Genomic DNA, 26,826 nt, shown 5'->3' with positions numbered 1-26,826 from the left:
GGGGGGGGGTGGGGGGGGGGGGGGGGGGGGGCGCGGGCGGGGGGGGCCCCCCCGCCCCCCCCGGCGGGGGGGGGGGGGGGGGCGGGGGGGGGCGGGGGGCGGGCCCCCCCCCCCGCCGGTGTGGTGCGGGGTGGCTCAGGAGTGGGTGACGGAACCGCAGGCGAAGGAGGACAGCGGCAGGAAGCCGAAGCTCTTGATGTCGGCCGCGCCGTTGGCGCAGATCCAGCCGCCCTTGCCGAAGATGGCGCGCAGGGTGGCGTTCGAGGTCCAGTCCGCGTCGCGGAACACGTTGTAGACCACGCGCGCGTAGGGGGTGGCCGCGAAGGCGGAGCTGATCGTCTTGGCGGTGGTGTCCACCGGGCCGCCCGCGACGCCGTCGACGTTGCGGATGGTCAGCGGGCCCTGGACGTCGGCGCCGCTGCCCTGGCCGTAGTAGACCTGGCCGACGTAGTGGGCCACGGAGTAGGGGACCACCGCGTTGGCGTCGGCCAGGGCCGGGTCGCTGCCCTGGTTCTCCTGGGTGCCGCTGGTGACGCAGGCACCGGGGGTGACCGCGACGCCGCCGCCGATCGTGGTCAGGAAGAACGACCGGGTGCCGGAGTTGGTCTGCGGCAGGAAGGGCTTGATGGTGGCGTTCGGCAGCGACGGGTCGATCTGGTTCCAGGTGGTGACCGCGCAGGTGTAGATGTCCTTCAGGTTCGCGGTGCTCAGGTTCGCCGGGGCGTTGCCGGTGGCCGGGGCGGCCCAGGCGACGGCGTCCTTGGCCAGCGCGATGAAGTCGTCGGTGGTCGGGTCGGAGGCCTGCGGACCGCGCGAGGAGCGGGCGAAGTCCACCGTGGTGCTGGTGTAGGTGTTCAGCGCGTTGATGCCGGCGCCGGAGCCGTTCGGCCGGGTGATCGTGGCGGCACCGGTCTTGGGGGTGATGGTGCCGGAGGGGATCGCGTCCCAGCTGTAGACGCGGGGGGCGGTCGTGGTGGTCAGCGACGCGTTGTAGTCGGCGGCGAGCTTGTTGAGCACCGACTGGGTGGTGTCGGAGCCGACACCCACGAAGTCGATGGCGCGCGGGGTCACGCCGGGGGCCGGGTCGGCGACGGCGGTGCCGCCGGCGACGGTCACGACGGAGGTCGCCAGCGCGGCGACGGTGAGCAGCTTGGCAGCGGTCTTACGCATGTTCCTCTTCCTCCGGGGGAGAGACGTACATCGCGTGAACCCTTACTCCGTCGGGGAGTTCGGGGCCGGAGGCCGCGTCCGCTGCGGCCTCGCCGGCAGTGCCGATCCTGTCCGGCGGGCAGGTTCCGCCGGAAGAGCGGTCGAGGCCGGCCGGGGAATGTCGACTCATCGGTTCGGCGAGGTTTAGCCACTGGTCAGCAGGGACGCGACGGGGGCTCCACCGGACCTCCGGGCCCGGTCGACGTTCTTCTCCAGGAGGCTGCTCGGGGTGTTGCCGGAAACCTGTCCTTCACCGGAACCGCACGGACCGGGAGCGCGGCGCGGGCACGGCGTCCGGGCATGCCGGACGGCGGTCCACCGCCCGGCGGACCGCCGTCTGCCCGCACGCTCACAACGGCCGGCGGCCGTCCCGTCCGGACCGCCGCGACTCCTGCCCCACCCACCGCAGTCCGGCCAGGAACCCCTCGGCTCCGGCCCGGCACTGGTCGCGCCGCAGGTACCCCCGCGCGCTGCGGGCGACCGGAACGGCGTCGGCCGCCCCCGGCCGGGTGCTGCGCACCGGCAGGTAGGCGGTCCAGACCCACTGGCGCCCCTCCGACTGCCCGACAGAACAGCGCAGCACGGCCCGCTCGATCAACAACTCCCGTACCGCGTCGGAGAGTTCCTCCTCACTGCGGTAGGTGCGCACGCCGACCCCGAGCGGCCGCCCGTTGGCGGCCCGCAGCGCCCAGCCCAGGCAGCGGTCGGCCGCGGGCACGATCAGCAGCCGCGGACCGCGCCGCTCAGCGGCCATCGGTGCGTCTCAACGGCACCGCGCCTTCCGGGAGTTCGCGCGGCGGCTGCTTGGCGAGCAGCACCACGAACCGCCGGAAGGCGTTCTGGCAGGTCGCGTACCGCTCGTACGCGCGACTGGAGCGCACCTCGGGGAGGGAGCGCGAGCCCGGGACGACCCAGATCCAGCCGATGCCGTCCCGGACGTGGGTGATCCGCGCGGTGAGCCCGGCCGCGGTGACGCGCAGGCCGTCGAAGCACCGTTCGGCCTCGCCGGCCGTCTCGAACGCGGCCGGGGTGATCGCGACCACCCGCCCGTTGGGCGCCTTCAGTTGCCAGCGGTAGCGCCCGTCCGCCGCCCGTTCGGCACGGAACCCCCCTCGACTTGCCCCTGCTGCGGTGTGTCCGCGGCCGGCAGCGTTCACTGCCCCCTCCGTCCGGTCGCCCTCCGGATTCCCCTCCGAGCGGAGCAAAGCTATGTGTGCACACGGAGCCCCCGAAAGCCCAGAACGTTCACAACTTGCGCTGTTGGTCCGGAAGTTCTCCCTCGTTTAACTTTCACCCGTCCCGGTCGGAAACCGGTCGGGAACCCGGTCACGTGCCGTCGGGAAGCAGCCGGGAACGCTCAGAGCCGGGCCGTCCAGCGCACCATCGTGCCCTTCCGGTACGGCCCGCTCTCGTGCCAGGCGTCACCGCCGAGCGCCTCCGCGCGCCGGGTGAGGTTGAGCAGGCCGCTGCGCCGGCCGCCCGCCGGGATGCCCACCCCGTCGTCGGTCACGGTGAGCAGCACACCGGGCCGCCCGCCCCGGTCCAGCGACTCCGGGTCGCCGCCCACCGGGCGGCCGCCCTCGTCCAGATGGGTGGTCGCGTCGATCTCCACGCCGACCCGGGAGGCGCGCGCGTGCCGGGCCGTGTTGGAGAGCATCTCCCGTAGCGCGGCGAGCAGTTGACGGCCGGTCTTCTCGCCGACCAGGCTCTCCACCGGCCCGACGAAGCTCACCGAGGGCTTGAAGCCGAGCGCGGCCGCGGCCTGGCTGGCCTCCCGCAGCACCCGGGTGCGCAGGGTGTCCGGCGCGTCGCCGTGGTTGTCGTGCTGGAGGGCGTAGATGGTGGTGCGGACCTCCTGGATGGTGGCGTCCAGCTCGTCCACCGCCTTGCCGATGCCGACCTTCACCTCGGGGACGACGGCCCGCCGGGCGGCGCTCTCCAGCATCATCCCGGTGGCGAACAGCCGCTGGATCACCAGGTCGTGCAGGTCGCGGGCGATCCGGTCGCGGTCCTGGAAGACGGCCAGCCGCTGCTGGTCGCGCTGGCCCTCGGCGAGCCGCAGGGCGAGCGCGGCCTGCGAGGCGAAGGTCTCGGCGAGCTGCTTCTCGCTGTCGGTGAACGGCAGGGCCCCGCAGGGGCGCCAGACGCAGAGCCCGCCGAGCACCCGGCCGGCGGCGACCATCGGCACGGCCATGGACGGGCCGAAGCGCCGGGCCAGCCGGATCACCACGGTCGGGTCGCTGGACATGTCGTCCAGGTAGACGCTCTCCCCCGCGAGCAGCCGGGCACCGAAACCGCCCTTGGGCAGCAGTTCGCCGCGGACGTACTCGGCCAGCTCGCCGGAGGCGTGCGCGACCCGCATCTGCCCGTCGCCGCCGCCCTCCGGGCCGGTCGGCAGCAGGATCATGCCGAGCGCGGCGTCCGCCAGCTCCCGCACCTGCTCGGCCGCGACGGTCAGCGCGGTCTCGGCCTGCTCGGCGGAGAGCAGCGCGGTGGCGACGGCGGCGGCGCCGGCGATCCAGCGTTCGCGGCGGCGGCCCTCCTCGTACAGCCGGGAGTTCTCGATGGCCACGCCGGCCGCCGCGGCGAGGGCGTGCACCACCTGCTCGTCCTCGGGGGTGAAGGCGCCGCCGCCCTTCTTCTCGGTGAGGTAGAGGTTGCCGAACACCTCCGCGCGGACCCGGATCGGCACGCCCAGAAAGGTCCTCATGCACGGGTGGTGCGCCGGGAACCCGGAGGACCGCGGGTCGGTGCCGAGGCCGGCCAGCCGCAGCGGTTCGGGGCGGTCGATGAGGGCGCCGAGGATGCCGCGGCCGGCGGGCAGCTCGCCGATCTCGGCGGCGGTCTCGTCGTCGATCCCGACGTGGATGAAGTCGGCCAGGCCGGTGCCGCCGGGGGCGATCACGCCGAGCGCCGCGTACCGGGCGTCGACCAGTTCGGCCGCGCCCAGGGCGATCCGGTGCAGGGTGGCGTGCAGGTCCAGTCCGGCCCCGATCGAGACCACCGCCTCCAGCAGCCGCTGCATCCGGTCGGTGACCGCGGCGGCCGACTGCAGGCGCTCGGCGACCTCGGTGACCAGGGTGTCCAGCCCCAACGAGGCGATCTCGGGCACCCGGTGGGGTGTCGGCTCGGGCGTGGCCTCGGGGGTGTCCGGCGTGGGGTCCATGGAGAAAGCCTAGTTTGTACGCTTTTCAGCCGAAGGGCGGCGCGACTAGCGTGCCGGGACCGGCTCCAGCAGCCCGTCCGCCTCCCGCTCCCGCCGCCACATCGCGTGCAGCCGCCCGTCCGGGTCGGCGACCAGCTCCGACCAGCGGCCGCGCTCGACCACCCGTCCGCCGTCCAGCACCAGCACCTCGTCCACCGTGGCGTCGTCCAGCCCGGCCAGCCGGTGGGTGATCAGCACGGTGCTGCGGCCCTCGGTGGCGGCCAGCAGATCGGCGGTCAGGGCGTCGGCGGTGGGCAGGTCGAGGTGCTCGGCGGGCTCGTCCAGGACCAGTACGGGGAAGTCCGCGAGCAGCGCCCGGGCGAGCGCCAGCCGCTGGCGCTGGCCGCCGGAGAGCCGGGCGCCGTGCTCGCCGACCATGGTGCCCAGGCCGTCCGGCAGACCCTCCGTCCACTCCAGCAGCCGGGCGGCGGCCAGGGCGGCGCGCAGCTCGTCCTCCCCCGCGCCGGGCCTGGCCAGCCGCAGGTTCTCCCGCAGCGAGCTGTCGAAGACGTGGGCGTCCTGGGCGCAGAGCCCGATCACCCGGCGGACCGACTCGCCCGTCAGCGCGCGGCTGTCCACAGCCTGTGGACGGCCGTCGGCGAACGTCACCGTCCCGGCGCCCGGTTCCAGGAAGCGCAGCAGTGCCTGGGCGAGGGTGGTCTTGCCGGAGCCGGAGGGGCCGACCACGGCGATCCGGCGGCCGGCCGCGAGGTCGAGGTCCACCCCGGAGAGCGCGTCCACCGGCTGCCCGGGGTGCCGTACGGTCAGCCCGCGCACCGCGACGGGCAGCGGCTGCTCGGGCAGCTCCACCGCCGACGAGCCCTGGGGCTCGCCGACCGGCGCCGGAGCGTTCAGCACCTCGTCCAGCCGGGCCCGCGCGGCGCGGCTGCGCTGGCGGGCCTGGACGGCGAGCGGCATCCCGGTGACCGCCTCGAAGGCGGCCAGCGGGGTGAGCACCACCAGGGCCAGGCAGACCGGCGCCAGCGTCCCGTCGCGCACCCCCTGGACGCCGACGGCGGCCGCGGCGGCCACGGTCAGCCCGGTGAGCAGCGCGATCAGCCCGGTGCCCAGCGCCGTGGTGGCGGCCGAGCGGGCGGCCAGCCCGGTCAGCGCGGCGTCGGCGGTGCGGACGGCGGCCAGCCGGCCGGGCAGCGCGCCGGCCACGGTGAGCTCGGCGGTGCCGGTGAGGGCGTCCACCACGGCGGTGGCCAGGCGCCCGCGCGCCGGGGCCTGGCGCCGCTCGGCGCCGGCCGACCAGCGCGCCGCCAGCGCGGGCACCAGCCCGCCCGCGAGCAGCAGCCCGAGGCCGAGCACCAGCCCGGCGGCGGGCAGGAAGGCGGCCATCGCCGCCGTCGAGGCCAGGGCGACCAGGCCGGCCACCGCGGCCGGCAGCCGCCAGCGCAGGTAGTGGTCCTGGATCGCGTCCACGTCGGCGACCAGCCGGGAGAGCAGGTCGCCGCGCCGGAAGGCGGGCAGTCCGGCCGGGGCGAGCGCGCCCAGCCGCCGGTAGACGGCGGCCCGCAGGGTGCCGAGGGTGCGCAGCACGGCGTCGTGCGACACCAGCCGCTCGGCGTAGCGGAAGACGCTGCGGCCGATGCCGAAGGCCCGCACCGCGGTGACGGCCATCATCAGGTGGAGCACCGGCGGCATCTGGGAGGCCCGGGAGATCAGGTAGCCGGAGGTGGCCATCAGGGCGACGGCGCAGCCGAGGGCGAGCGCGCCCAGCAGGATCGAGAGCGCCAGCCGGGGAGTGGTGCCGCCTTCGGACTCGGGCTCCTCGGGCACGGCGGGGGCGGGCGTGGGGAGCCCGCTGTGGGCGAGCGGTACCACCGGATCGGCGATCGGGGCGGCAGCGGGCCCCGTCAGGCGGACCCGCTCGTCCGCGACGGCCAGCAGCGCCGGCCGGTGCGCGACCACCAGCACGGTGCGCGCCGGGTCCTCGGCGAGCGTCCGGACGGCGTCCACCACGGCCGCCTCGGAGGCGCCGTCCAGGTTGGCGGTCGGCTCGTCCAGCAGCACCAGCGGGCGGTCGTCGGCGAGCAGCACCCGGGCCAGCGCGAGGCGCTGGCGCTGCCCGGCGGAGAGCCCGGCGCCGTCCTCCCCCAGGACGGCGGCCAGATCGGTCACGAAGTCGAGCGCGTGCGCGGCCCGCAGCGCGGTCCGGAGCTGCTCGTCGGTGGCCTCCGGCCGGTACAGCCGCAGGTTCTCGGCGACCGTCCCGGCGAACAGGTGCGGGTGCTGCGGCACCCAGGCGATCTGCCGCCGCCAGCTCTCCGGCTCCAGTTCGGCCAGGTCGTACCGGCGGCCGTCGGCGGCGGTGATCCAGACGGTGCCCGCGGCCGGGGCGGTGAGGCCGAGCAGCACGGCCAGCAGGGTGGACTTGCCGGCGCCGCTGGGGCCGGTGAGCGCGGTGCTGGAGCCCGGACGCAGGGTCAGCCCGGCGCCGTCCAGCGCCGGCTCGGTGCGACCGGGGTGCCGGACGACCAGGCCCTCGGCGGCGATCACGGCGCCCGCGAGGTCCGGCGCCGGGGTGGTGCCGGCGGCGGGCAGCGGGGTCTCCAGCACCTGGAACAGCTCGTCGGCGGCGGTCAGCCCCTCGACGCTGGAGTGGTAGAGCGCGCCGACCTGGCGGATCGGGAAGTACACCTCGGGGGCGAGCACCAGGATCAGCAGCCCGGTCTCCAGGTCGAGCGTGCCGTCCACCAGCCGGAAGCCGACGGTGACGGCGACCAGCGCGACGGACAGCGTGGAGAGCAGCTCCAGGGTGAAGGAGGAGATGAAGGCGATCCGCAGGGTGCGCAGGGTGGCCCGGCGGTAGTCGGCGGTGATCCGGGCGATGGTGGCGGCCTGGCTGCGGGCCCGGTTGAACACCTTGAGGGTGGGCAGCCCGGCGACCACGTCGAGGAAGTGGTGGGAGAGCCGGGCGAGGGTGGTCCACTGCCGGTCCATCCGGGACTGGGTGGCCATCCCGATCAGCACCATGAACAGCGGGATCAGCGGCAGCGTCCCGGCGATGATCGCGGCCGAGGCGAGGTCGGCGCCGACGATCCGCAGCAGCACGATCACCGGGACGACCACGGCCAGCGCCAGCTGCGGCAGGTAGCGGGCGAAGTAGTCGTCCAGCGCGTCGACGCCGCGGGTGGCGAGGGTGGTGAGCTCGCCGGTGCGCCGGCCCGCCAGGTAGGACGGGCCGAGCGCGGTGGCGTGGTCGAGCAGCCGGCGCCGCAGGGTGGACTTCACCCGGGCGACGGACCGGTGCGCGGTGAGCTCGGTGAGCCAGCCGACCAGCCCGCGCCCGACCGCCGTCAGGGCGAGCAGCAGCAGCGGCGTGGTCAGCTCGCCGGGCGTCGCCCCGCGCTGGAAGGCGCGGACGACGATCTCGGCGATCAGACTCGCCTGGGCGACCACCAGGGCCGCGCCGACCGCGCCGAGCAGCACGGACCCGGCGAGGAAGGCCCTGGTGGTGCGGGCGTACCCGAGGAGTCGGGGGTCGACCGGCTTCACGACGTCAGGCCTGGTCGAGCGGGGCGGCCGGGCGGTGCCCGGGGATGTGCTGGACGCCGATCCGCTTGCGGAACACCCAGTAGGTCCAGCCCTGGTAGAGCATCACCAGGGGGGTGAAGACGGCCGCCACGACGGTCATCACCTTCAGCGTGTACGGCGAGGAGGCCGCGTTGCGGACGGTCAGGCTCCACTCCGGGTTCAGCGTGGAGGGCATGACGTCCGGGAAGAGCGCCAGGAAGAGCATCCCGACCGCGGCCACCACGGTCACTCCGGAGAGCGCGAACGCCCAGCCCTCCCGTCCGAGCTGGTTGGCCGCCAGGGCGGCGACCAGCGCGACCACCGCGACGACCAGTGCGGCGAGGCTGCGGCCGTTGCCGTGGTCGGCCTGGGTCCAGACCAGGAAGACCAGCGCCAGCACGGCGGTGGCCAGCCCGGTCTGCAGGGCGGCCCGGCGGGCCCGGTCGCGGATCTCGCCGACCGTCTTGAGCGCGGCGAACACCGAGCCGTGGAAGGTGAACAGCGCGAGCGTCACCAGGCCGCCGAGCAGCGCGTACGGGTTCAGCAGGTCCCAGAGGCCGCCGGTGTGGTTCTTCTGCGCGTCGATGTCCACGCCGCGCACGATGTCGGCGAAGACCACGCCCCAGAGGAAGGCCGGGAGGAGGGAGGTCCAGAACAGGGCCTCCTCCCAGTTCCGCTGCCAGCGTTCGCCGTCGCGCTTGTGCCGGTACTCGAAGGCCACGCCGCGGACGATCAGGCAGACCAGGATGACCAGCAGCGGGATGTAGAAGCCGCTGAAGAGCGTCGCGTACCAGTCCGGGAAGGCCGCGAAGGTGGCGCCGCCCGCGGTCAGCAGCCAGACCTCGTTGCCGTCCCAGACCGGGCCGATGGTGTTGATCAGCACCCGGCGTTCGGCGGTGTTGCGGGCCAGCGGCTTGGTGAGCACGCCGATCCCGAAGTCGAAGCCCTCCAGGAAGAAGTAGCCGATCCACAGGACCGCGATCAGCACGAACCAGACGTCGTGGAGTTGCATGTCAGATCCTCAGTTCCCCGGTGGTCCCGGCGCCTCAGTAGGCGAAGGCGAGCGGCTTGTCGGCGTCCTCGTCCGAGGACGGCCCGCGCAGCGACGGGTCCTTGGTGGGCGGCTGCTCGGTCACCTCCGGGCCGGCCTTGGCGTACTTGACCAGCAGCCGGACCTCGATGACCGCCAGGACCGCGTACAGCGCGGTGAAGGTGGCCAGCGCGCCGACCTGGGTGCCGATGCCGACGTTGGGGGAGACCGCGCTGGCCGTGGTCATCAGACCGAAGACCGCCCAGGGCTGACGGCCCATCTCGGTGAAGATCCAGCCGAAGCTGTTGGCGATCAGCGGGAAGCCCATGGTCAGGATGCCGATCCGCCAGCTCCACCTGGTCAGCAGCGGCCCCAGCTCGCGCCCGGGGGTGAGCATCAGCCGGGGCACCTCGCTCTCGCCGGTGCGGAACCCGGGGCGCAGGAAGAGCTTCTTCCGGGTGGTCCACAGGCCGATCAGGCCGGCCAGGAACGAGGTCATCCCGAAGCCGATCATGAGGCGGAAGCCCCAGTAGGTGACGAAGATGCTCGGGATGTAGTCCTTGGGGTCCCCGCCGTGCTGGGCGGCCTCGGCGGCCGCGGTGTCGTTGATGCCGGGGACGGACGAGCTGAAGTCGTTGTGGGCGAGGAAGGAGAGTATCCCCGGGACCTCCAGCGCCACGGAGTTGTGGCCCTTGCTGACGTCACCGACCGCGAAGACCGAGAACGGCGCCGGCGACTGGGTCTCCCAGAGCGCCTCGGCGGCGGCCATCTTCATCGGCTGCTGCTCGAACATGACCTTGCCCAGGGTGTCGCCGCTGAACGCGGTGCCGGCGCCGAAGACCACCGCGAGCACCAGGCCGAGCCGCAGCGAGGTGCGCATCGCGGCGGTCCTCTTCGGGTCGGCGGTCTCCGGCCTGCGCTTGGCCCTCCAGAGGTGGAAGGAGGCGATGCCGACGACGAAGGCCGCGCCGGTGAGGAAGGCGGCGGTCAGCGTGTGGAAGACCACCACCAGGGTGGTGTTCTGGAACAGCACCTGGACGACGTCGGTCAGCCGGGCCTTGCCGGTGACCGGGTCGATCGCATAGCCGACCGGGTGCTGCATCCAGGAGTTGGCGGCCAGGATGAAGTAGCCGGAGAGCACGGTGCCGAGGGACACCATCCACATGCAGGCGCAGTGGATCTTCCTCGGCAGCTTGTCCCAGCCGAAGATCCACAGGCCGATGAAGGTGGACTCGAAGAAGAAGGCGATCAGCGCCTCCATCGCGAGCGGGGCGCCGAAGACGTCGCCGACGAAGCGGGAGTAGTCGGACCAGTTCATGCCGAACTGGAACTCCTGGACGATGCCCGTGACCACGCCCATCGCGATGTTGATGAGGAAGAGCTTTCCCCAGAACTTGGTCGCGTGGAAGTACTTCTCCTTGTTCGTCCGCACCCAGGCGGTCTCCAGACCGGCCACGATCGCGGCCAGGCTGATCGTGAGCGGGACGAAGAGGAAGTGGTAGACGGTGGTGATCCCGAATTGCCATCGGGCGATGGTCTCGTGAGCGATTGCCAGTTCCACGTCGCCCTCTCTCCCAACCTGCCCGTGTGAGGACGGGCATCTTCCGGACAACTTCATCTGTAGCCGTCGGACCGTTGCCGACCGCGCAAGCTTGTCCGCTTGTGAACGTGAACACGTTCACAAGGGCCAGTATCCATCATCCTTACGGAGGAATCCCAGGCGGGGTGGGGTTGACGCGGTGCGGCGGTGCGTGACGGTGCGCACAGTCTGCGCAGCCGGAGGGCACCGGGACAACGAACGACCGGGCGGCCCCGGCGGGGATCTTGTCCGAACCGGCGCTTGACAGGCCGACGCCCCGCTCGCGTCGGCGGGCGGGGCGTGCTAGCGGGGCTCGCCGGCGCGGTCCCGGGCCGCCGGCTGGAGGGTCGTGCTGCTACGCCCGGCCGAGGAGCTCGGTGCCCGGGGCGGAGTCGGCGCGGGCCGTGAAGAACCCGCTGAAGCCGGCGAGGAACTCCTCCCGGGTGATCCGGCCGTCCCCGTCGGTGTCCAGCCGGCGGAAACCGTGCGAGAGCTCCACCGGGTCCACCCGCTCCCCGCCGAACACCACGCGGTACTCGTCGAACTCCAGGAAGCCGCTGCCGTCGGTGTCCGCCGCGGTGAACACCGCCCGCAGCGCGGGCAGCAGCCCCCGCTCCAGGTAGGCCTCGTCCCGGTCGCAGCCGGCCAGGGTGGCCGCCACGAACTCCTCCCGGCTCACCCGCCCGTCCCCGTCGGCGTCCATCACCGCGCGCAGCTGCTCCCACCAGGTGTCGAAGGCCTCGTACACCCGGGCCTCACCGGCCTCGTCCAGCTCCAGCCGCCAGCACACGTTGTGCGCCATCGCCCGCAGGTCGTGCACGGTGACGAAGCCGTCGCCGGTCTGGTCCAGCACCTCGCGGAAGAAGCGGTCCACCCGGGGCCCGCGGGAATCCTGGTGCGGGCGGCGGCGCTTCGGCCGGGACGGCCCCGGGTCGCGGTAGCGCAGCCGGTCCGGGAGGAGCGGGACGACGGCGCCCGCGCCCCGGTGCAGCACGGCGGACAGCAGCGCGGCCCGCCGGGTGCGGACCAGCCCGAACCGCTCCCGCACCACCGGCGGCAGGTCCGCCACCGTCAGCTCGCGGACCGCCCGGGCCACCACCACCCGCACCACCCGCCACCCCGCGTCGCCGAGGAACCGGAGCCGGCGCGGCCGGGGCGCCTCGCGCAGCAGGTCGCACAGGAGGAAGCGCGCCGCCTCGGTGAACTCCAGCCGCTCCCGCGCGTACCGCGCGAAGTAGGCCGGCAACTCCCCCGCGGTGGCCGGGATCTCGCCCTCGGGGAGGCCGAAGGCGGCGACCGCCTCCCGGAAGTCCGCGTACGCCTGCGCCGTCTCGACCGCGTCGTACGGGTCCCCGCCCAGTCGGCGCATGGCGACCACGCACTCGAAGAGCGTCAGCAGCACCCACGCCCTGGCCCTCGGGTCCCGGGCGTCGTACGGGCGCCCGTCCGGCCCCGTCCCCCGGATCCGCTTGTGCGCCCGCTCCAGCCGGGCGACCTCCCGGCGCAGCGTCTCCGCGTCCTCGTAGAACAGCCGCCGCCCGCTGCCCAGGGTGTGGTCCACCCGCCGCCACGGGTGCGTCCGGTACGTCGAGTGCTCCACCATCCCCGCCGACACCACCGGGTCCGCCGCCTGGAGCACCAGCAGCCGCCAGGCGACCAGCACGACCCGCCGCTCCGACAGGTCCCGCCTGAACGACGCGCCGCGGTCAGCCACGGCGCTCGCCGGTGGTGTCGGGGCCGATCACGAAGCCCTTGGCGGGGCCTTCGGGGATCACGGCCTCCTTGCCGTAGGGGACGCGGATCGAGGAGGCGTACTCACGGCGCCCGGAGTCCGGCTCGGTGAGGACGGTCACGGCGCCGCCGTCATCGTGGTCGTCGATGATCACGTACACCGGGATTCCGGCAACGGCGTAGGCGCGGCGCTTGATGATGTGATCACGCTTGCGGGCTTCGGCGCCCGGCGAGACGGTCTCGACGACCACCGGAACACCGGAGGCGAGCAACCCCACACCCTCGGGATGCTCGATCTCGTCGATGTCGTCGGGCGCCACGAACACGTCCGGAATGAACACCTTGAGATCGGCGATGACATTTCCGTCCTGCGCCGGCCCGTAACCGCTGCCTTTCAGGTAGTCGTACAGGGCCCGACCCAACCGCCTGTTGACAGTGAAGCGGCGGGTTCCGCCGGTGGGTGACAACGTGTTCGTCCCCTCGATGATCTCCGCTCGGAATCCCTCGGGCACATCCATGGACTTCCACGCCTGCCACAGCAACTGGTCCAGGTTCACGGCGACGGTCCTCTCGGCGACGAGCACGCTCATCGAGACACCCCATTTCCCGTCCGGTGTGATCAGCCCGCGCGAGTCCGCACAAGCAACCGCTGGACGATCGCACACGACCGAGGGGCCGGGCGGGTGAATGGCGGTTGGTTCACCCGATCGAGGAGTTTCGGGGCCGGGAACGGCGGAACCGCAGGACGGGCCGTTGGCCTGTCCTGCGGTTCCGGGTGGTCGCGCCCTCCTCCCGAGCGGGCGCGAACGGGGTGGGTCAGGAGCTGGAGCGGGCGGTGGCCGGCTTGCGGCGGGAGACGTAGAGGGCGGCGGCGCCGAGGCTGATCGCGAGGCCGGCGCCCAGGGCCAGGTACGGGGTGGCCGGGTCGGAGCCGGTCTCGGCGAGCTCGGCGGCCGAGCCGGTGGTGGCCCGGGTGGTGGTCGGGGCGGCCGAGCCGGCGGTGGCCGAAGTGACCGAAGTGGCCGAAGTGGCCGAGGCGGACGCCTTGTTGGCGGTGGTGGTGGTCTTGGTCGTGGTGGTGGTGTTGTCGGAGACCGGGGTGACGGCGGCCGGCTTCTCCACCGGCTTCTCGACGGGCTTCTCCACCGGCTTCTCGGCGGCCGCCCTGGCGTCGGCGAGGGCCTTGTCCGCGGCGGCCTTGGCGGCGGCCGCGGCCGCCGTGCCCTGCTGCGCCGCGTGGACCCGCCGGACCGACTCGACCCTGGCGTCGCTCACGGCGTCGCGCGCGGCGGTCACGGCGGCCTTCGCCTTCTCGTCCGCGGCGGTGGCGGCGTTGGCGGCGGCGAACGCCTTGAGCATCCGCTCCTTGGCCTTGGGCAGGTCCTCCTCCGAGGCGGAACCGTACGCGTCGGCGGCCGCCCTGGCCTCCTTCTCGGCGGTGGCCTTGGCCGCGGCGGCCTGCACCGCGGCGGCCTCGGCCTCCTGGTACCTGCCCAGGTACGGCTGCGAGTCGTTGAGGAAGGCGGAGGTCTCGGCCTGCACCTTGGCCTCGTTGGCGACGGCGGCCGCGTAGGCCTTGGCGGCGTCGGCGGCGGCCCGCTCCAGCTCGGCGAGCGAACCGTTGTCACTCCGGGTCTGCGCCACCCCGGCCGACTCCGCGAAGGCGGGGGCGGCGGAGATCACGGCGGGCGAGACGACGGCGGCGACGACGGCGGCCGAGACCAGCGAACGGCGGAGGTTCACGGTGACCCCTTTCGGGCCTGAAGGAATGCAGATGTCCCGGCCGGGCAGGATTCCGGCGGCCGGGCAGTGTCGATCATAGGCACACGCTTTCTTGACGCTCCATGCCGGATTCCGGCAATGACCGGGCGCCGCGGTTTCCCGGTTCGCCGGAAGAATTGACGAGTCGACAAATTCGACGGGATCCGCGTCCCGAATGCCCGGATTCCGGGCTTTCGGGCTTTCGGGATTTCGGGCGGGACTGGCGGGAAGGTCCCGCGCCCGGGAATTCCGGTCAGCGCTGGTGGGGCAGTTCGACCCGGAAGGTGGCGCCCTCGCCCGGGGCGGTGCGCAGGGTGAGGGTACCGCCGTGGGCGCGGGTGAGGGCGGTGGCGATGGCGAGGCCGAGGCCGGCGCCGCCGCCGTTGTCGCGGCTGCGGGAGGGGTCGACCCGGAAGAACCGGTCGAAGACCTGCCGGGCCTGCTCCTCGGTGAGGCCGGGGCCGGAGTCGGCGACCTCCAGCAGGCAGATGCCGCCGGGGCCGGCGCCCACCCCGATCCGGACCGGGGTGCCGGGCGGGGTGTGCTTGACCGCGTTGCCGACCAGGTTGGTGACCACCTGCCGCAGCCGGGCCTCGTCACCGATGACGGGCGCCGCGCCGGGCGCGCCGGTGCCCGCCGGGCCGGTGAGCGCGACCGGGCGGCTCGGGTCGAGGGCGGTGAGGTCGTGCAGCGCGTCGGCGGCGAGGGTGCGCAGGTCCATCGGGGCGAGGTCGAGCGGGCGTTCCTCGTCCAGCCGGGCGAGCACCAGCAGGTCCTCGACCAGCGCGCCCATCCGGTCGGCCTCGCTCTCGATCCGGGTCATGGTCCGCTTGACGTCGGCGTCGGTGGGCAGCGCGCCCATCCGGTACAGCTCGGCGAAGCCGCGGATGCCGGCCAGCGGGGTGCGCAGCTCGTGCGAGGCGTCGGCGACGAAGCGCCGCATCCTGGCCTCGGACTCGGCACGGGCCGCGAAGGCGGCCTCGATCTGGGTGAGCATCCCGTTGAGCGCGATCGACAGCCGGCCGACCTCGGTGCCCGGCGAGAGCTCCGGCATCCGGTGCGAGAGTTCGCCGGCCGCGATCCGCTCGGCGCCCTCCTCGATCCGGCGCAGCGGCCGCAGGCCGGCCCGTACCGCGAAGAAGCCGAGCCCGGCGATCAGCAGCAGGACGCCGCCGCCGATGGCCAGGAAGGAGGTGCTCAGCTTGCCGATGGTGGCGTCGATGTCCTCGCGGGAGACCGCCACCATGACGTGGGTCGGGGTGACCGTCGGCGAGGCGTACGCGCTGGGGTTGGCGGCCTGCCCGCGGGGGGCCTGGAGCGGCAGCACCAGCACCCGCCAGCTGTGCTGGCCGCGCTGGTCGGGCAGGTCGAAGGGGACGTCGGGGGCGGTCCTGGTCGGGTCGAGTCCGGCCAGCTGGGGCGCCGGGTCGGTGTCGGAGACGGGCTGGCGCATCACCGCCTGGACCTTGCCGTCCGAGGAGAGGTACTCCACCAGGTACTGGCTGGGCAGGCTGACCCGCCGGCCGGCGACGGCGGGCCGCCCGGCGGTCGGCGCGGTCAGCTGGCCGGGGGGCTTGCGGGACAGCGGCGGCCCGTACCGCTGGAGCTGCTCGTCCAGCTGGTGCACCAGCTGTTTCCGCACGGTGCCGAGCACGAAGGCGTCGCTGACCGCGAGCCCGGTGGTGACCAGGGCGAGGGCGAGCACCAGCAGCCGGGCGCGCAGCGACAGCCGGGAGGAGAACCGGGCGAACACCAACGGGCCCGGTCAGCCCTGCGGGGGGCGGCGCAGGGCGTAGCCGATGCCGCGCACGGTGTGGATCAGCTTGGGGCCGTGCACCGGGCCGGAGTCGAGCTTGCGGCGCAGGTAGGAGATGTACGACTCGACGATGGAGAGGTCCCCGCCGAAGTCGTAGGCCCAGACGTGGTCGAGGATCTGCGCCTTGGAGACCACCCGGCCGACGTTGGCCATCAGGTAGTGCAGCAGCTTGAACTCGGTCGGGGAGAGCGAGACCGGGGTGCCGCCGCGGGTGACCTCGTGGGCGACCGGGTCGAGGCTGAGGTCGGCGACGACCAGCCGGCCGTCCTCGGCGGGGCCGCCGGCCCGGCGCAGGATGGCGCGGATCCGGGCGATCAGCTCCTCCAGGCTGAACGGCTTGGTGACGTAGTCGTCCGCACCGGCGGCCAGGCCCTGCACCTTGTCGCCGACGCCGTCCTTGGCGGTGAGGAAGAGCACCGGCAGGTGGTCGCCGGGGTGCCCGTGGGCCGGGCCGGCTATCTGGCCGCGGCTGGTGCGCTCGCGCAGCTTCTCGACGACGGTGAAGCCGTCGAGGTCGGGGAGCATCACGTCGAGCACGACCAGGTCCGGGCGCTCGGCGGCGACCAGTTCGAGCGCCTCGGTGCCGGTGGCGGCGGAGGCGACGCGGAAGCCGGAGAAGCGCAGCGAGGCGGAGAGCAGCTCGCGGATGTTGGGCTCGTCGTCCACGACGAGCAGGAACGCTTCGCCCTGGCCCCCGGCCACCGTGGAGCCGCCTGGTGTGGTGACAGTGCCTTGCACGGGGCTTTCGCCTCCCGGTCGGACGATGACGTTCAGCATGAGGCTAGCCCCCGGAGGCTATGCGGCATGGATGAATGTTGGATTAACACCTTATCGGTCGGTTTTTGGGCGATCGGTGCACAGGGGCGGGCTCGGTGGTGTGCGCACGGGCGTGAACACGACGGACGGGGAGCGCACGGGCGGTGACGCGCCTCACTCCCGCGCGTCGCGCGCCGGGGTGTCCCGCCCAGCTCCTGGTGCTCAACGCCCCGGCCCGGCCCTCCCGGGGGACCGTCCTGCTGCTGCGCGAGGCCGTCGGCTTCTGATCGGCCCGGGGGCGGCTGCTATGATTCGCGACGAGGCGAAGGCAATGCTTTCGAGCGATTGCCCGGCCCGATCATTTCGGTGGTCATAGCGAGAGGGAAACGCCCGGCTCCATTCCGAACCCGGAAGCTAAGCCTTTCAGCGCCGATGGTACTGCAGGGGGGACCCTGTGGGAGAGTAGGACGCCGCCGAATTCTTCTTACGGCCCCTGCCGTGTCCGACAGTGACACGGCAGGGGCTTTTTGCATTCCGGCCACCGTTTCGCCCGCCGTTTCGCCCGCCATTTCGCCTCCAGGCAGCCCTGCCCCCACGCGCCCTCCGACGGATCCAGCATGTGAGACGCCGAAGCCCGGAAGAACCGCTTTGCGGGCATCTGAGAGGATGGCGGACATCGAAACAGACTTGCGTCTCGCCAACTGAGACTGCAATATCATGGTATGGACAACACTAGCGGCGTCGGCGTTCTCGACAAGGCCGCTCTGGTGCTCAGCGCACTGGAGTCGGGCCCCGCCACGCTGGCGGGGCTGGTCGCCGCCACCGGTCTGGCGCGCCCCACCGCCCACAGACTCGCCGTCGCACTCGAACACCACCGCCTGGTCACCAGGGACATGCAGGGCCGCTTCATCCTCGGCCCCCGCCTGTCCGAGCTCTCCGCCGCCGCCGGCGAGGACCGACTGCTCGCCACCGCGGGCCCCGTCCTCACCCATCTGCGCGACGTCACCGGGGAGAGCGCGCAGCTCTACCGCCGCCAGGGTGAGATGCGCATCTGCGTCGCCGCGGCCGAACGGCTCTCCGGCCTGCGCGACACCGTCCCCGTGGGCAGCACCCTGCCCATGAAGGCCGGCTCCGCCGCCCAGGTGCTGCTCGCCTGGGAGGAGCCCGAGCGCCTCCACCGAGGCCTCCAGGGCGCCCGCTTCACCGCCACCGCGCTCAGCGGCGTCCGCCGCCGCGGCTGGGCCCAGTCCATCGGGGAGCGCGAGCCGGGCGTCGCGTCCGTCTCCGCCCCCGTCCGCGGGCCCTCCAACCGCGTGGTGGCCGCGGTCTCCGTCTCCGGGCCCATCGAGCGGCTGACCCGTCACCCGGGCCGCCTGCACGCCCAGGCCATCATCGAGGCCGCCAACCGGCTCACCGAGGCCCTCCGCCGCAGCTGACGGAAGGCGGCCGGAACGCGAAAGGGCCGCGCCCGAGGAGATCGTTTCCTCGGGCGCGGCCCTTTCCGCGAGTTCCGGCCCGCCAGCCCCCCGCGGTTCCGGCCCGCCGATTCCCCTGCGGTTCCCGGCAGCCTTTCTCCCGCGGCCTTTCGCCGTTCCCCGCGATTCCCCGTTCTCACGGTCCGAGGCGGTGCGGGCCCCGGAAGAGGAAGGTCGCCTCACGGATCGACGGCAGCCCCAGGGCCAGCATGAGCAGCCGGCCGAGGCCGAGCCCCAGCCCGCCGTGCGGCGGGGTGCCGTAGCGGAAGCAGTCGAGGTACCCGGAGAGCGGCCCGGTGTCCATGCCCTTCTCCCGGGCCTGGGTGACGAGCCGGTCGTACCGGTGCTCGCGCTGGGCCCCGGTGGTGATCTCCACGCCCTTCCACAGCAGGTCGAAGGACTCGGTGACGGTCGGGTCGTCCTCCGGCCGCAGGTGGTAGAACGGCCGGACGGCGGCCGGGAACCGGGTGACGAACACGAACTCGTGCCCGGTCTCCTCCGCGACCATCCCGCACAGCGCGCGCTCGCCCTCGGGGTCGAGGTCGTCCTTGACGCCCTCCGGGTCCCAGCCGGTGGCGCGGAGCCTGGCCAGCGCGTCGGCCATCGTGATCCGGGGGAACGGCAGCTCGGGGACCGTCACCGGGGTGCCGAAGTGCTCGGCGATCGCCGCACCGTGCCGCTCGGCCACGGCGGCCAGGACGCGGTGCAGCATCCGCTCCTCGAAGGCCATCACGTCCTCGACCCCGTCGATCCAGGCGATCTCGACGTCGACCCCGGTGAACTCGGTGGCGTGCCGGGAGGTGAACGACGGCTCGGCACGGAACACCGGGCCGATCTCGAAGACCCGGTCGATGCCGCCCGCGATCGCCATCTGCTTGTAGAACTGCGGGGACTGGGCCAGATAGGCGGTCCGCCCGAAGTAGCCCACCTCGAACACCTCGGCGCCCGACTCGGAGGCCGTCCCCATCAGCTTCGGCGTGTGCAGTTCGGTGAAGCCCTCCTCGGCCGCCACCTCGCGCATCGCCCGCTCGACGGTCGTCTGGACCTCGAAGACCAGGCGCTGGGAGGGGCGCCGGATGTCCAGGAACCGCCAGTCCAGTCGCTGGTCGATGCCGGTCCGCTCGTCGATCGGCAGCTTCGGCTCGGCCGGCGACACGACCTCCACGAGGGACGGCACGATCTCCAGGCCGCCGAGCTTGACCTGCGGGTCGGCGACCACCGTGCCGGTGATCTTCACGGCGGACTCGACGGTCACGCCCTCGAAGGCGGCCTCGACGGCGTCGCCCTCCCCGCCCCGGCGGTGGGTGACCTGCACCAGCCCGGTGTGGTCCCGGACCAGGACGAACTGGATGCGCCGCTGCAGCCGCAGCGTGTTCACCCATCCGTAGACGGTGACCGTCTCCCCGAGGCGTGCGTGCAGTTCGGAGACGAGGGTGCGCGTCATGGCGGCGGCTCCTGGGGTGCGGGCGCGTTGGTCGCGCCACGTCGACGGGCGGTAGACGGCCGCCCTGGGCGCGTTCACCGTAGAGGATCAGGCCCGTCGCGGTCGCCCGGTTTTCCCCGTGTCCGGCCGGGGCCCGCGCAGCCCCCGGCCGGGGCCGCGCCGAAGGCGGCCGGGGCCGCACGGGAGCCGGGGGCCGCACAGGAGCCGTGCGGGCGACTGCGGGACGGGTTCGGCCTAGGCTGGCTGGAGGGGATCTCGGGGAGCGTCGGCCGCCACCTCACGGAGTCGCCATGGCCACCACGAAATGGTTCTTCGAGCCCAGCCACACCGGTGCGGAGTTCCGCGCCAGGCACATGATGGTCACCTACGTGCGCGGCCAGTTGAAGAACGTGCGCGGCTTCCTGGAGGTCGATCCGGACGTTCCGGAGCGGGCCCGGGTCGAGGCGACCATCGACGCGACGCAGGTGTACACGGGCTCGCCCGAGCGGGACGCGCATCTGCGCAGTGCCGACTTCTTCGACGTCGAGCACCACCCGACCTGGACGTTCGTCGGGTCCCGGGTGCACCAGGTGAGCGCGAGCGGGTTCGAGGTCACGGGGCAGCTCACCATCCGCGGCGTGACGCGCCCGGTCACCTTCGACGTGAACTACCTCGGGCAGTGGGACACCCCGTGGTGGGAGGACGGGCGCGACCTGGGCCCGAGGCGGCGCGCCGGTTTCACCGCCAGTACCCGGATCAACCGCCAGGACTTCGGCGTGAGTTGGAACGACGTGGTGGACCGGGGCGGCACGGTGGTCGGCAACCTGGTCGACGTCGAGGTCGATGTCGAGGCGGTCCTGGAGAGCGCTTCCGAGCCGGATGAGCCGGGCACCTGACGACCGCGGGCGCAACCTTTCGCCCCGCTCACCGCATCCACGTGATGACAGGACCGCGGGAGGGGAGGCCGCCGCACGCGCGACGGGCCGCATCGAGCACTGGATGCCGAATTCCTCCGAAACCATTCACTACGTACACGATCCTCCTTTTCGAAACCGATTCCGGAGCCCTTTCGGAGCCTGTTGCACAGCCGTGACAGCCGTGCCCGAAAAACCGCTTGCCCGACCACTCCCAGGAGTTAGCATCCGGGAATGGAATCGAATCGCCCCCCGATATGGAGTTCCTCCGAGGACGCGGACCGCAGGCCGTCCCGCAAGGCGCCGCTCCGGCTGGCCGGCTTCGGAGCGACCTTCCTGGGGGTGAGCGTCGTGTCCGGTGTGCTGCTGGCGGGGCTCGCCCTGCCCGTCGCGGGCGGCATCGGACTGACGGCCAAGAGCACGGCCGAGGGCTTCGAGGACGTCCCCTCCGACTTCAAGACGCCGCCGCTCACCCAGGCGACCCAGATCTTCGACGCCAAGGGCGGGCTGATCGCCAAGGTCTACGAGCGCGACCGCACCGTGCTGACCGCCGATCAGATGTCGCCGTACATGCGGCAGGCCCAGGTCGACATCGAGGACGCCCGCTTCTACGAGCACGGCGCCGTCGACCTCAAGGGCGTCCTGCGCGCCATCAGCAAGAACGCGGAGAGCGGCACCGCCTCCCAGGGCGCCTCGACGCTGACCCAGCAGTACGTGAAGAACGTCAACGTCGAGCAGGCCGGGGAGGACCGGGGCGCCGTCCTGGAGGCCCAGCGCAAGACCCTGGGCCGCAAGATCCAGGAGCTCAAGGTCGCCATCAAGCTGGAGGAGGAGCTGCCGAAGGAGCAGATCCTCACCAACTACCTCAACATCACCTTCTACGGGAACGGCGCCTACGGCGTGGAGGCCGCCTCCCAGCGCTACTTCGGCAAGAGCAACAAGGACCTGACCGTCGCCGAGGCCGCGACCCTCGCCGGGCTGGTGCAGAACCCGTCCCAGTACGACCCGAAGCTGCACCCGCAGGCCGCGCAGAACCGCCGCGACACCGTCATCGACAAGATGCTGGAGAACAAGCACCTCACCGCCGACCAGGCGAAGGAGGCGAAGGCCGCCCCGCTGGGCCTGAACTACAAGGCGCCGCAGAACGGTTGCATCAAGGCCCAGGCCGGGATGGGCTTCTTCTGCGACTACGTGCGCCACGTGGTCAAGCAGGACCCGGCCTTCGGCAAGAGCGCCGAGGAGCGCAAGAAGTTCTGGAACACCGGCGGCCTGAACATCTACACCACGCTGGACCCGGACAAGCAGGCCGCCGCCCAGAACGCGGTGAGCTCCAACGTGCGGGTCACCGACAGCGTCTCCGCCGCCGTCTCCATGGTCGAGCCGGGCACCGGCAAGATCCTCGCCATGGCCCAGACCCGCCCGTACGGGCTGCTGGAGGAGAAGAACGAGACCGTCGTCAACCTCAACGTCGACGCGGCGATGGGCGGCGGCAACGGCTTCCAGCCCGGCTCCACGTTCAAGCCGGTCATCGCGGCCGCGGCCCTGGAGGCGGGCCTGCCGGCGACCCAGGAGTACACGTCCGACAACAAGATCGAGTACCCGGCGATGAAGACCTGCACGGGGACCTGGCGGAACGACACCCGCCCCAAGACGGTGGTGCCCAACGAGTCGCCGAACGAGAAGGGCGCCTACCAGCTGAAGCAGGCGATGGCCCTCTCGGTCAACACCTACTTCGTACTGATGGAGAAGGACATCGGCCTCTGCGCGGTCAAGCAGATGGCCAACAAGCTCGGCATCACCACCAGGGCCAGCGGCAAGCCCCTGGAGGAGGTCCCCTCGATGGCCCTGGGCGTCGCGGAGATGAGCCCGCTGACCATGGCCAACGTCTACGCGACCTTCGCCGCCCAGGGCACCCACTGCGCCCCGCTCGCCATCGACCGGATCACCACCGTGGAGGGCAAGGATGTCCCCGTTCCGGCCGGCCACTGCGAGAAGGCGTTCTCCGAGGAGACGGCGCGGGCGCTGAACACCGTGCTGAACGGCGTGACCGAGAACAACGGCACCGGCGCGGCGCTCAACCTGGAGGACAACCGCCAGATCGCGGGCAAGACCGGCACCTCGGACCGCAAGCGGGCCGCCTGGTTCAACGGCTACACCCCGCAGCTCGCCACCGCGGTCTGGCTCGGCGGCCCCAAGGGCGGCGTCGAGATGCGCAACATCACCATCAACGGGAAGTACCGCACCGAGGTGTTCGGCGCCGACGGCCCCGGCGCGATCTGGCGGGACGCCATGAACCAGGCCCTGCGCGGCACGCCCAAGCAGTCCCTGCCGATGGCCGTCATCCCCGACCCGGCCCCCAAGCCCGACCCGAACGCCACCGGCGCCCCGACCGGCCCGGCGGCCACCGCCCAGACGACCGACCAGCCGCACTGACCGCACGTGACGCCGCCCCGCCGGGCACCGACTCGACGGGGCGGCGTCGCGTGCGGGCGCCTACTTGAGCGCCGTACCGCCCGAGTTGCGGTACGCGGTCGTCTTGTTGACCAGGTTTCCGCCGTCGGTCTCGGGCGTGGTCTGTTCCGACCAGCCGGCGCCGAACAGGAGGGCGCCGACGTGTGCGTTCGCCACCTGGTCCATGTGCGAGAAGAACCAGTCGACCTTGTCGTCCTTGTAGTGGCCGGGGGTGTTGTTCCCCGCCATGTTGCCCAGGGGGACCTGCCACAGGACCACCGGCTTGCCCACCGACTCGGACATCGTCCTGTAGAACGCGAGGGCGGCGAAGCCCTTCTGGTCGTTCCAGAAGGTGTCCTTGCTGCCGTGGGCGGGCAGCGCGTACCAGCCCGCGTCGCGGTCCGTCACGTCGGTGACGAGGAAGTCGGCGTTCCTCGCCCCGAGATCCGCGTAGTCCTTGACGCACTGCGGGGTGTTCTGCTGCCAGTCGAAGCAGGACAGGTGCAGGCCCACACCGGTGTTGGGCGCGTACTTGTGGCTCATCGCGATCATGCACTGGGCCAGGCCGGAGGCGCTGTTCTCCTGCGATCCGCAGTCCGTCGGGTTCGCGGCCTTGACCTGGGCGGAGACCTGGTGCGGGTTGCCGAGCGAGCGCACGTAGCCCCAGAAGTCGGGCTCGATGTCGATCATGTCCTGCGCGTTGCCGATCTTCTGGAGGAAGAAGCGGTAGTCGTTCAGGTACTTGGTGAGCAGGTCGGTCCGGTCGATGGCCTGGACCTCGCCGGGACCGTCGCCCTGGCCCGCCATGTCTCCGAGGTCGCGCAGCGAGTACCACGTGAAGAGGAACTTCTGCGGGCGCGGCTTGCCCTGGTACGTCGCCTTGGAGGCGCGGTCCTTGTACACGGTCACCTGGGTGCCGGGCGCCGTGGTGTCGCCGGTCCAGCAGCCCCACCAGCCCGACCACTCGGCCTTGCAGCGCGAGGCCGTGTAGGCGTCGGACGAGGGCGCGGGCCGGCTGTGGATGTAGGCGTACCGCACGTCGAACGGCGCGGCGTTCGACGTGGCGTCCTCCATCATGCCGCCGAGGAGCACCGTGCTGCTGCCCATGAAGGTCTTCGCCGGGCCGCCGCCACTGCCGCCGCCGGGGGCCGGAGATGTCGCCGGCGGGGCCGAGGCCAAGGCCGAAGGCGGGCGGGTACCGCTCGGGGCCTGTCCCGTCGGAACGCTGCCGCCCGGCTTGGTGGGCGTGGCGGTGCTGCCGGGGCTCCCGGTGCTCCCGGCGTTCCCGGTGTTCCCGGTGTTCCCGCTGGTGCCGGAGCTCCCCGCGTTCCCGGCGCCGCCGCCGCTCCCGACCAGGACGAGTTGCCACTGCTGGTTGGCGCCGCCCCAGTCGTGGTACTGGGCGACGCGGCCCCCGTCGGCCTTGGATCCGCTCTGGACCTCGACGGCCAGGCCGCTGAACCGATTGATCAGACGCACGTAGCCGTCCGACGACTTCTCCAGGTGGAACTGCTGGTTGACGCCGTTCAGGTCGCGCCACTGCACCAGCTCGGAGCCGGCGGTCCTCGACCAGTCGTAGTCGTCCAGCACCTTGCCGGAGTTCCGGTTCTGCAGCCGGTAGTTCCCGTCACCCGAGTCGATGAACCGCCACTGCTGATTGGTCCCGTCGTGACGGGCCCACTGCGCCACCGCCGCACCGTCGTGCGTGGCGTAGCCGAGGCCGTCCAGCACCTCGCCGCTGTTGCGGTTGACCAGCAGGTACCAGGCCTTCGTGTCCACGACGCCCGCCGAGGCCGTGCTGACCACGGCCACGGACCCGCCCACGACCGCCAGGGCGACGGCCGCCCAGAGACTCCGCCGCTGGTACAGCCGACGGCCACGGTGCTTCTGCCGTCGCCCCGGAACGGCTGAACGGAACGAGGGGCGGCCACGGCGGGCGCCGCCGCTGGGAGGAGACGCCTCCGACGACGTGGATGGGCGAGGGAACATGTCGATGCTCTCTTTCAGCCGTTGCCTCTTGACCGGACCGCCTGGCCGGACACCACCCAGTTGCCACCGCCCCCGAAAAGGTTGCCGCGGCCGCGAGAGGTCTTCCGGCCTCCCGCCGACCGGGCCGGCTCATCGCCGCCACGCCCCCTCTGAAGGGATGGGCAACGACCCGACGTACCCCCTACATGGACCGGCGGCCCCTCGCACGGAGCGGCGGTGCGGCCCCGCGCGTGGACGGTCGAGCCGCCCACGGTGTCGCGGAGCACACGGCCGTCGCGGACGACCTGGGGAAATCGGGCCCGTCTCGAACATCTGCCGCAGGACCGTGCACGAGCGGTTGGCCGGCGGCTCCTTGTGAGGGCAACGAGCCGCCGGGAGGAATTTCCTCCAGCGTGGAAGTCGGAACGGCCGACTACCTGCGCGGAGTTGGGGCTGTGGTTGATCAGCCGGGCTTGGGGAAGGCGGCCTTCAGAGGCGGGGGGCGGGGGCGGGGGCGGGGACGGGGACGGCGACCGCGGCCAGGGCGAGGGCGGAGAGGCCCTGGTGAACGGCGTACCAGGGCGGGCAGAGGCCGGGGACGACATCGACCGCGATGACGGCGACCGGCACCACGGAAATTGAGCGGTGTGGCCCTCTGGTCATGGCTATGGTGGCCCGATGACATCGGTCAAGCAGGTCCAGATCACCTTCGACTGCGCTTCGCCCGAGCGCGTCGGCCGCTTCTGGTGCGAGGCCCTGGGGTACCTCCCGCCGCGCATCCCCGAAGGGTTCGACACCTGGGACGAGTACCAGCGCTCGCTGCCGCCCGAGGAGCAGGACGCCTGGTTCGCCGCCAGCGATCCCACGGGCGCGGGCCCGCGCCTGTACTTCCAGCGCGTCCCCGAGGGCAAGGTCGTCAAGAACCGGGTCCACCTCGACGTCCGGGTCGGCACCGGGCTGGTGGGAGCGGAACGCCTGGCGGCGCTGGAGGCCGAGTGCGCCCGACTGCTCCCCCTGGGCGCGACTCGCGGACAACTGCTGCTCGCCGACGACAAGAACGAGTCGTGCCTCAACATGCAGGACGTCGAGGGCAACGAGTTCTGCCTCGACTGAGCACCCCCTGATCGGCGGCCCCTTGCGGAGGAGCAAGGGGCCGCCGAGACGGTTCGCCGGGCGGTGGCGGCGGTCAGGTGGTCGAAGTCGCCGGCCTTCGCACCCCGGAGGAGGGCGGCGAACTCGGGGGCAGTCGTACGGACGATGACGTCCCACGCGAAGGCCCCCGCCCACCGAAGGGCGAGGGCCTCGCGGTCGTCCGTCGGCTCCGGGTCAGCCGCCGGACGGCTTCCTGGGCATCCCCGCACCAGAACTTCCGCCGAAGCCGCCGACCGCACCGGCTCCCTCGACCAGCTGGCTGGCCGTGTAGCCACCGTCGGCGTCGGGGGTGCCGACGACGGTCACGCTCTGGCCGGGCAGCAGGTCGGCGACCTTGCCCTCCTTGTTGAGCTGGACCTTCGTCGCGTCGCCGGTGGTGACCTTGACGGTGTTGCCGTTGGTGTCGGTCAGATACACGGTGGTGCCGTCGACGGCCTTGACCGTGCCCCGCGCGAAACCGGGCTGCCCGGCCTGGCCCTGCCCACCCTGCCCCTGCCCGCCCTGGCCTCCACGACGGGAGTTGTTCTGCCCGTACCCGCCACCGGCAGCCGCAGCGGCGGCCGCGGGCCTGGCCGAGGCCTTCCCGCCGGCGGACCCGTGGTTCTGCTGGAACCAGACCCCGCCCGCGAACGCCCCCGTGGCGATCACGCCGCCCGCCAGCACCAGGCTGAGCCAGGGCAGCTTCCGCCGTGGCGGCGCGGCCAGTTCGGCGCTCACGTCCCGGGCGTCCGGCGGGGTGGCGAGCAGGGCGAGCTGCTCGGCCGGGCCGGTCGGGGTGCCGGCCTCGACCGGCGCGCCGGTGGCGACCGTGGCGATCTCTTTGCTCATGACAGT

Annotated in this window: 21 protein-coding genes and 1 rRNA gene; 6 read left to right on the top strand and 16 right to left on the bottom strand. The window is 72.7% G+C overall.

Annotation, left to right across the window (positions count from 1 at the left end; all coding sequences use genetic code 11):
* Window positions 1-135 precede the first annotated feature (135 nt).
* The 12 genes from ACIQI7_RS08220 to ACIQI7_RS08165 form a co-directional block, all read right to left on the bottom strand.
* Window positions 136-1,170, bottom strand: coding sequence for a PstS family phosphate ABC transporter substrate-binding protein (locus ACIQI7_RS08220; RefSeq protein WP_401106269.1), 1,035 nt, complete (start codon window positions 1,168-1,170; stop codon window positions 136-138).
* Between the two features lie 388 nt (window positions 1,171-1,558).
* The gene (locus tag ACIQI7_RS08215) at window positions 1,559-1,963 is read right to left on the bottom strand and encodes a hypothetical protein (protein WP_401106267.1); all 405 of its coding nucleotides are present in this window, start codon (window positions 1,961-1,963) and stop codon (window positions 1,559-1,561) included.
* Entirely contained in the window at window positions 1,953-2,366 is a 414-nt protein-coding gene (locus tag ACIQI7_RS08210) for a hypothetical protein (RefSeq protein ID WP_401106264.1), read from the bottom strand. The genes ACIQI7_RS08215 and ACIQI7_RS08210 overlap by 11 nt, the downstream gene beginning before the upstream one ends.
* Window positions 2,367-2,566: 200 nt before the next feature.
* Window positions 2,567-4,375 carry a GAF domain-containing sensor histidine kinase gene (locus ACIQI7_RS08205; RefSeq protein WP_401106261.1) on the bottom strand — a complete coding sequence of 603 codons (1,809 nt, stop codon included), beginning with the start codon at window positions 4,373-4,375 and terminating at the stop codon, window positions 2,567-2,569.
* 45 nt (window positions 4,376-4,420) lie between these two features.
* Window positions 4,421-7,918, bottom strand: a complete 3,498-nt coding sequence (cydD, locus tag ACIQI7_RS08200) for a thiol reductant ABC exporter subunit CydD (RefSeq protein WP_401106258.1) — start codon at window positions 7,916-7,918, stop codon at window positions 4,421-4,423.
* A 4-nt stretch (window positions 7,919-7,922) separates the two neighbouring features.
* On the bottom strand, window positions 7,923-8,948 hold the full coding sequence (gene cydB / locus ACIQI7_RS08195; RefSeq protein WP_401106256.1) for a cytochrome d ubiquinol oxidase subunit II: 1,026 nt from the start codon (window positions 8,946-8,948) through the stop codon (window positions 7,923-7,925).
* Window positions 8,949-8,982: 34 nt separating this feature from the next.
* Window positions 8,983-10,527, bottom strand: coding sequence for a cytochrome ubiquinol oxidase subunit I (locus ACIQI7_RS08190; protein ID WP_401106253.1), 1,545 nt, complete (start codon window positions 10,525-10,527; stop codon window positions 8,983-8,985).
* Between the two features lie 373 nt (window positions 10,528-10,900).
* Entirely contained in the window at window positions 10,901-12,259 is a 1,359-nt protein-coding gene (locus ACIQI7_RS08185) for an oxygenase MpaB family protein (protein ID WP_401106250.1), read from the bottom strand.
* A complete protein-coding gene (locus ACIQI7_RS08180) occupies window positions 12,252-12,866 on the bottom strand; it encodes a Uma2 family endonuclease (protein WP_401106248.1) in 615 nt (204 codons plus the stop codon). Before ACIQI7_RS08180 ends, ACIQI7_RS08185 begins: the two co-directional genes overlap by 8 nt.
* A gap of 226 nt (window positions 12,867-13,092) precedes the next feature.
* Window positions 13,093-14,019 carry an LAETG motif-containing sortase-dependent surface protein gene (locus tag ACIQI7_RS08175; protein ID WP_401106246.1) on the bottom strand — a complete coding sequence of 309 codons (927 nt, stop codon included), beginning with the start codon at window positions 14,017-14,019 and terminating at the stop codon, window positions 13,093-13,095.
* 271 nt (window positions 14,020-14,290) lie between these two features.
* The gene (locus tag ACIQI7_RS08170) at window positions 14,291-15,790 is read right to left on the bottom strand and encodes a sensor histidine kinase (protein WP_401106899.1); all 1,500 of its coding nucleotides are present in this window, start codon (window positions 15,788-15,790) and stop codon (window positions 14,291-14,293) included.
* A 12-nt stretch (window positions 15,791-15,802) separates the two neighbouring features.
* Window positions 15,803-16,591 carry a response regulator transcription factor gene (locus ACIQI7_RS08165; RefSeq protein ID WP_401106243.1) on the bottom strand — a complete coding sequence of 263 codons (789 nt, stop codon included), beginning with the start codon at window positions 16,589-16,591 and terminating at the stop codon, window positions 15,803-15,805.
* Between the two features lie 182 nt (window positions 16,592-16,773).
* Between ACIQI7_RS08165 and ACIQI7_RS08160 the strand changes: the two genes are divergently transcribed.
* The 3 genes from ACIQI7_RS08160 to ACIQI7_RS08150 all read left to right on the top strand — a co-directional run bounded on the left by ACIQI7_RS08160 (window position 16,774) and on the right by ACIQI7_RS08150 (window position 18,045).
* Entirely contained in the window at window positions 16,774-16,896 is a 123-nt protein-coding gene (locus tag ACIQI7_RS08160) for a hypothetical protein (RefSeq protein ID WP_401106240.1), read from the top strand.
* Between the two features lie 75 nt (window positions 16,897-16,971).
* A 5S ribosomal RNA gene (gene rrf, locus ACIQI7_RS08155) occupies window positions 16,972-17,088 on the top strand.
* A gap of 243 nt (window positions 17,089-17,331) precedes the next feature.
* Window positions 17,332-18,045, top strand: a complete 714-nt coding sequence (locus ACIQI7_RS08150; protein ID WP_030246527.1) for an IclR family transcriptional regulator — start codon at window positions 17,332-17,334, stop codon at window positions 18,043-18,045.
* Between the two features lie 175 nt (window positions 18,046-18,220).
* Here the strand turns inward: ACIQI7_RS08150 and aspS are convergent, their stop codons facing one another.
* Window positions 18,221-19,528: an aspartate--tRNA(Asn) ligase gene (aspS, locus tag ACIQI7_RS08145; RefSeq protein WP_401106237.1), complete on the bottom strand. Its 1,308-nt coding sequence runs from the start codon at window positions 19,526-19,528 to the stop codon at window positions 18,221-18,223.
* A 290-nt stretch (window positions 19,529-19,818) separates the two neighbouring features.
* Here aspS and ACIQI7_RS08140 point away from each other — a divergent pair, with 290 nt between their 5' ends.
* Complete coding sequence (locus ACIQI7_RS08140; protein ID WP_401106235.1) at window positions 19,819-20,403, top strand: YceI family protein; 585 nt, start codon at window positions 19,819-19,821, stop codon at window positions 20,401-20,403.
* A gap of 252 nt (window positions 20,404-20,655) precedes the next feature.
* The gene (locus ACIQI7_RS08135; RefSeq protein ID WP_401106233.1) at window positions 20,656-22,854 is read left to right on the top strand and encodes a transglycosylase domain-containing protein; all 2,199 of its coding nucleotides are present in this window, start codon (window positions 20,656-20,658) and stop codon (window positions 22,852-22,854) included.
* Between the two features lie 60 nt (window positions 22,855-22,914).
* Here ACIQI7_RS08135 and ACIQI7_RS08130 read toward each other — a convergent pair whose 3' ends face one another.
* Entirely contained in the window at window positions 22,915-24,696 is a 1,782-nt protein-coding gene (locus ACIQI7_RS08130) for an RICIN domain-containing protein (protein ID WP_401106230.1), read from the bottom strand.
* 633 nt (window positions 24,697-25,329) lie between these two features.
* Entirely contained in the window at window positions 25,330-25,503 is a 174-nt protein-coding gene (locus ACIQI7_RS08125) for a hypothetical protein (RefSeq protein ID WP_401106229.1), read from the bottom strand.
* A 15-nt stretch (window positions 25,504-25,518) separates the two neighbouring features.
* On the opposite strand from ACIQI7_RS08125, the gene ACIQI7_RS08120 reads away from it, so the two are divergent.
* Complete coding sequence (locus tag ACIQI7_RS08120; RefSeq protein WP_401106227.1) at window positions 25,519-25,953, top strand: VOC family protein; 435 nt, start codon at window positions 25,519-25,521, stop codon at window positions 25,951-25,953.
* Between the two features lie 213 nt (window positions 25,954-26,166).
* Here the strand turns inward: ACIQI7_RS08120 and ACIQI7_RS08115 are convergent, their stop codons facing one another.
* Complete coding sequence (locus tag ACIQI7_RS08115) at window positions 26,167-26,820, bottom strand: hypothetical protein (RefSeq protein ID WP_401106225.1); 654 nt, start codon at window positions 26,818-26,820, stop codon at window positions 26,167-26,169.
* Between the last annotated feature and the right edge of the window lie 6 nt (window positions 26,821-26,826).

Source organism: Kitasatospora sp. NPDC092039 (genome assembly GCF_044756065.1).
Taxonomy (GTDB): domain Bacteria; phylum Actinomycetota; class Actinomycetes; order Streptomycetales; family Streptomycetaceae; genus Kitasatospora.
Note: the sequence above shows the minus strand (reverse complement) of the source record. Positions and strands in the feature narration are given on the sequence as shown.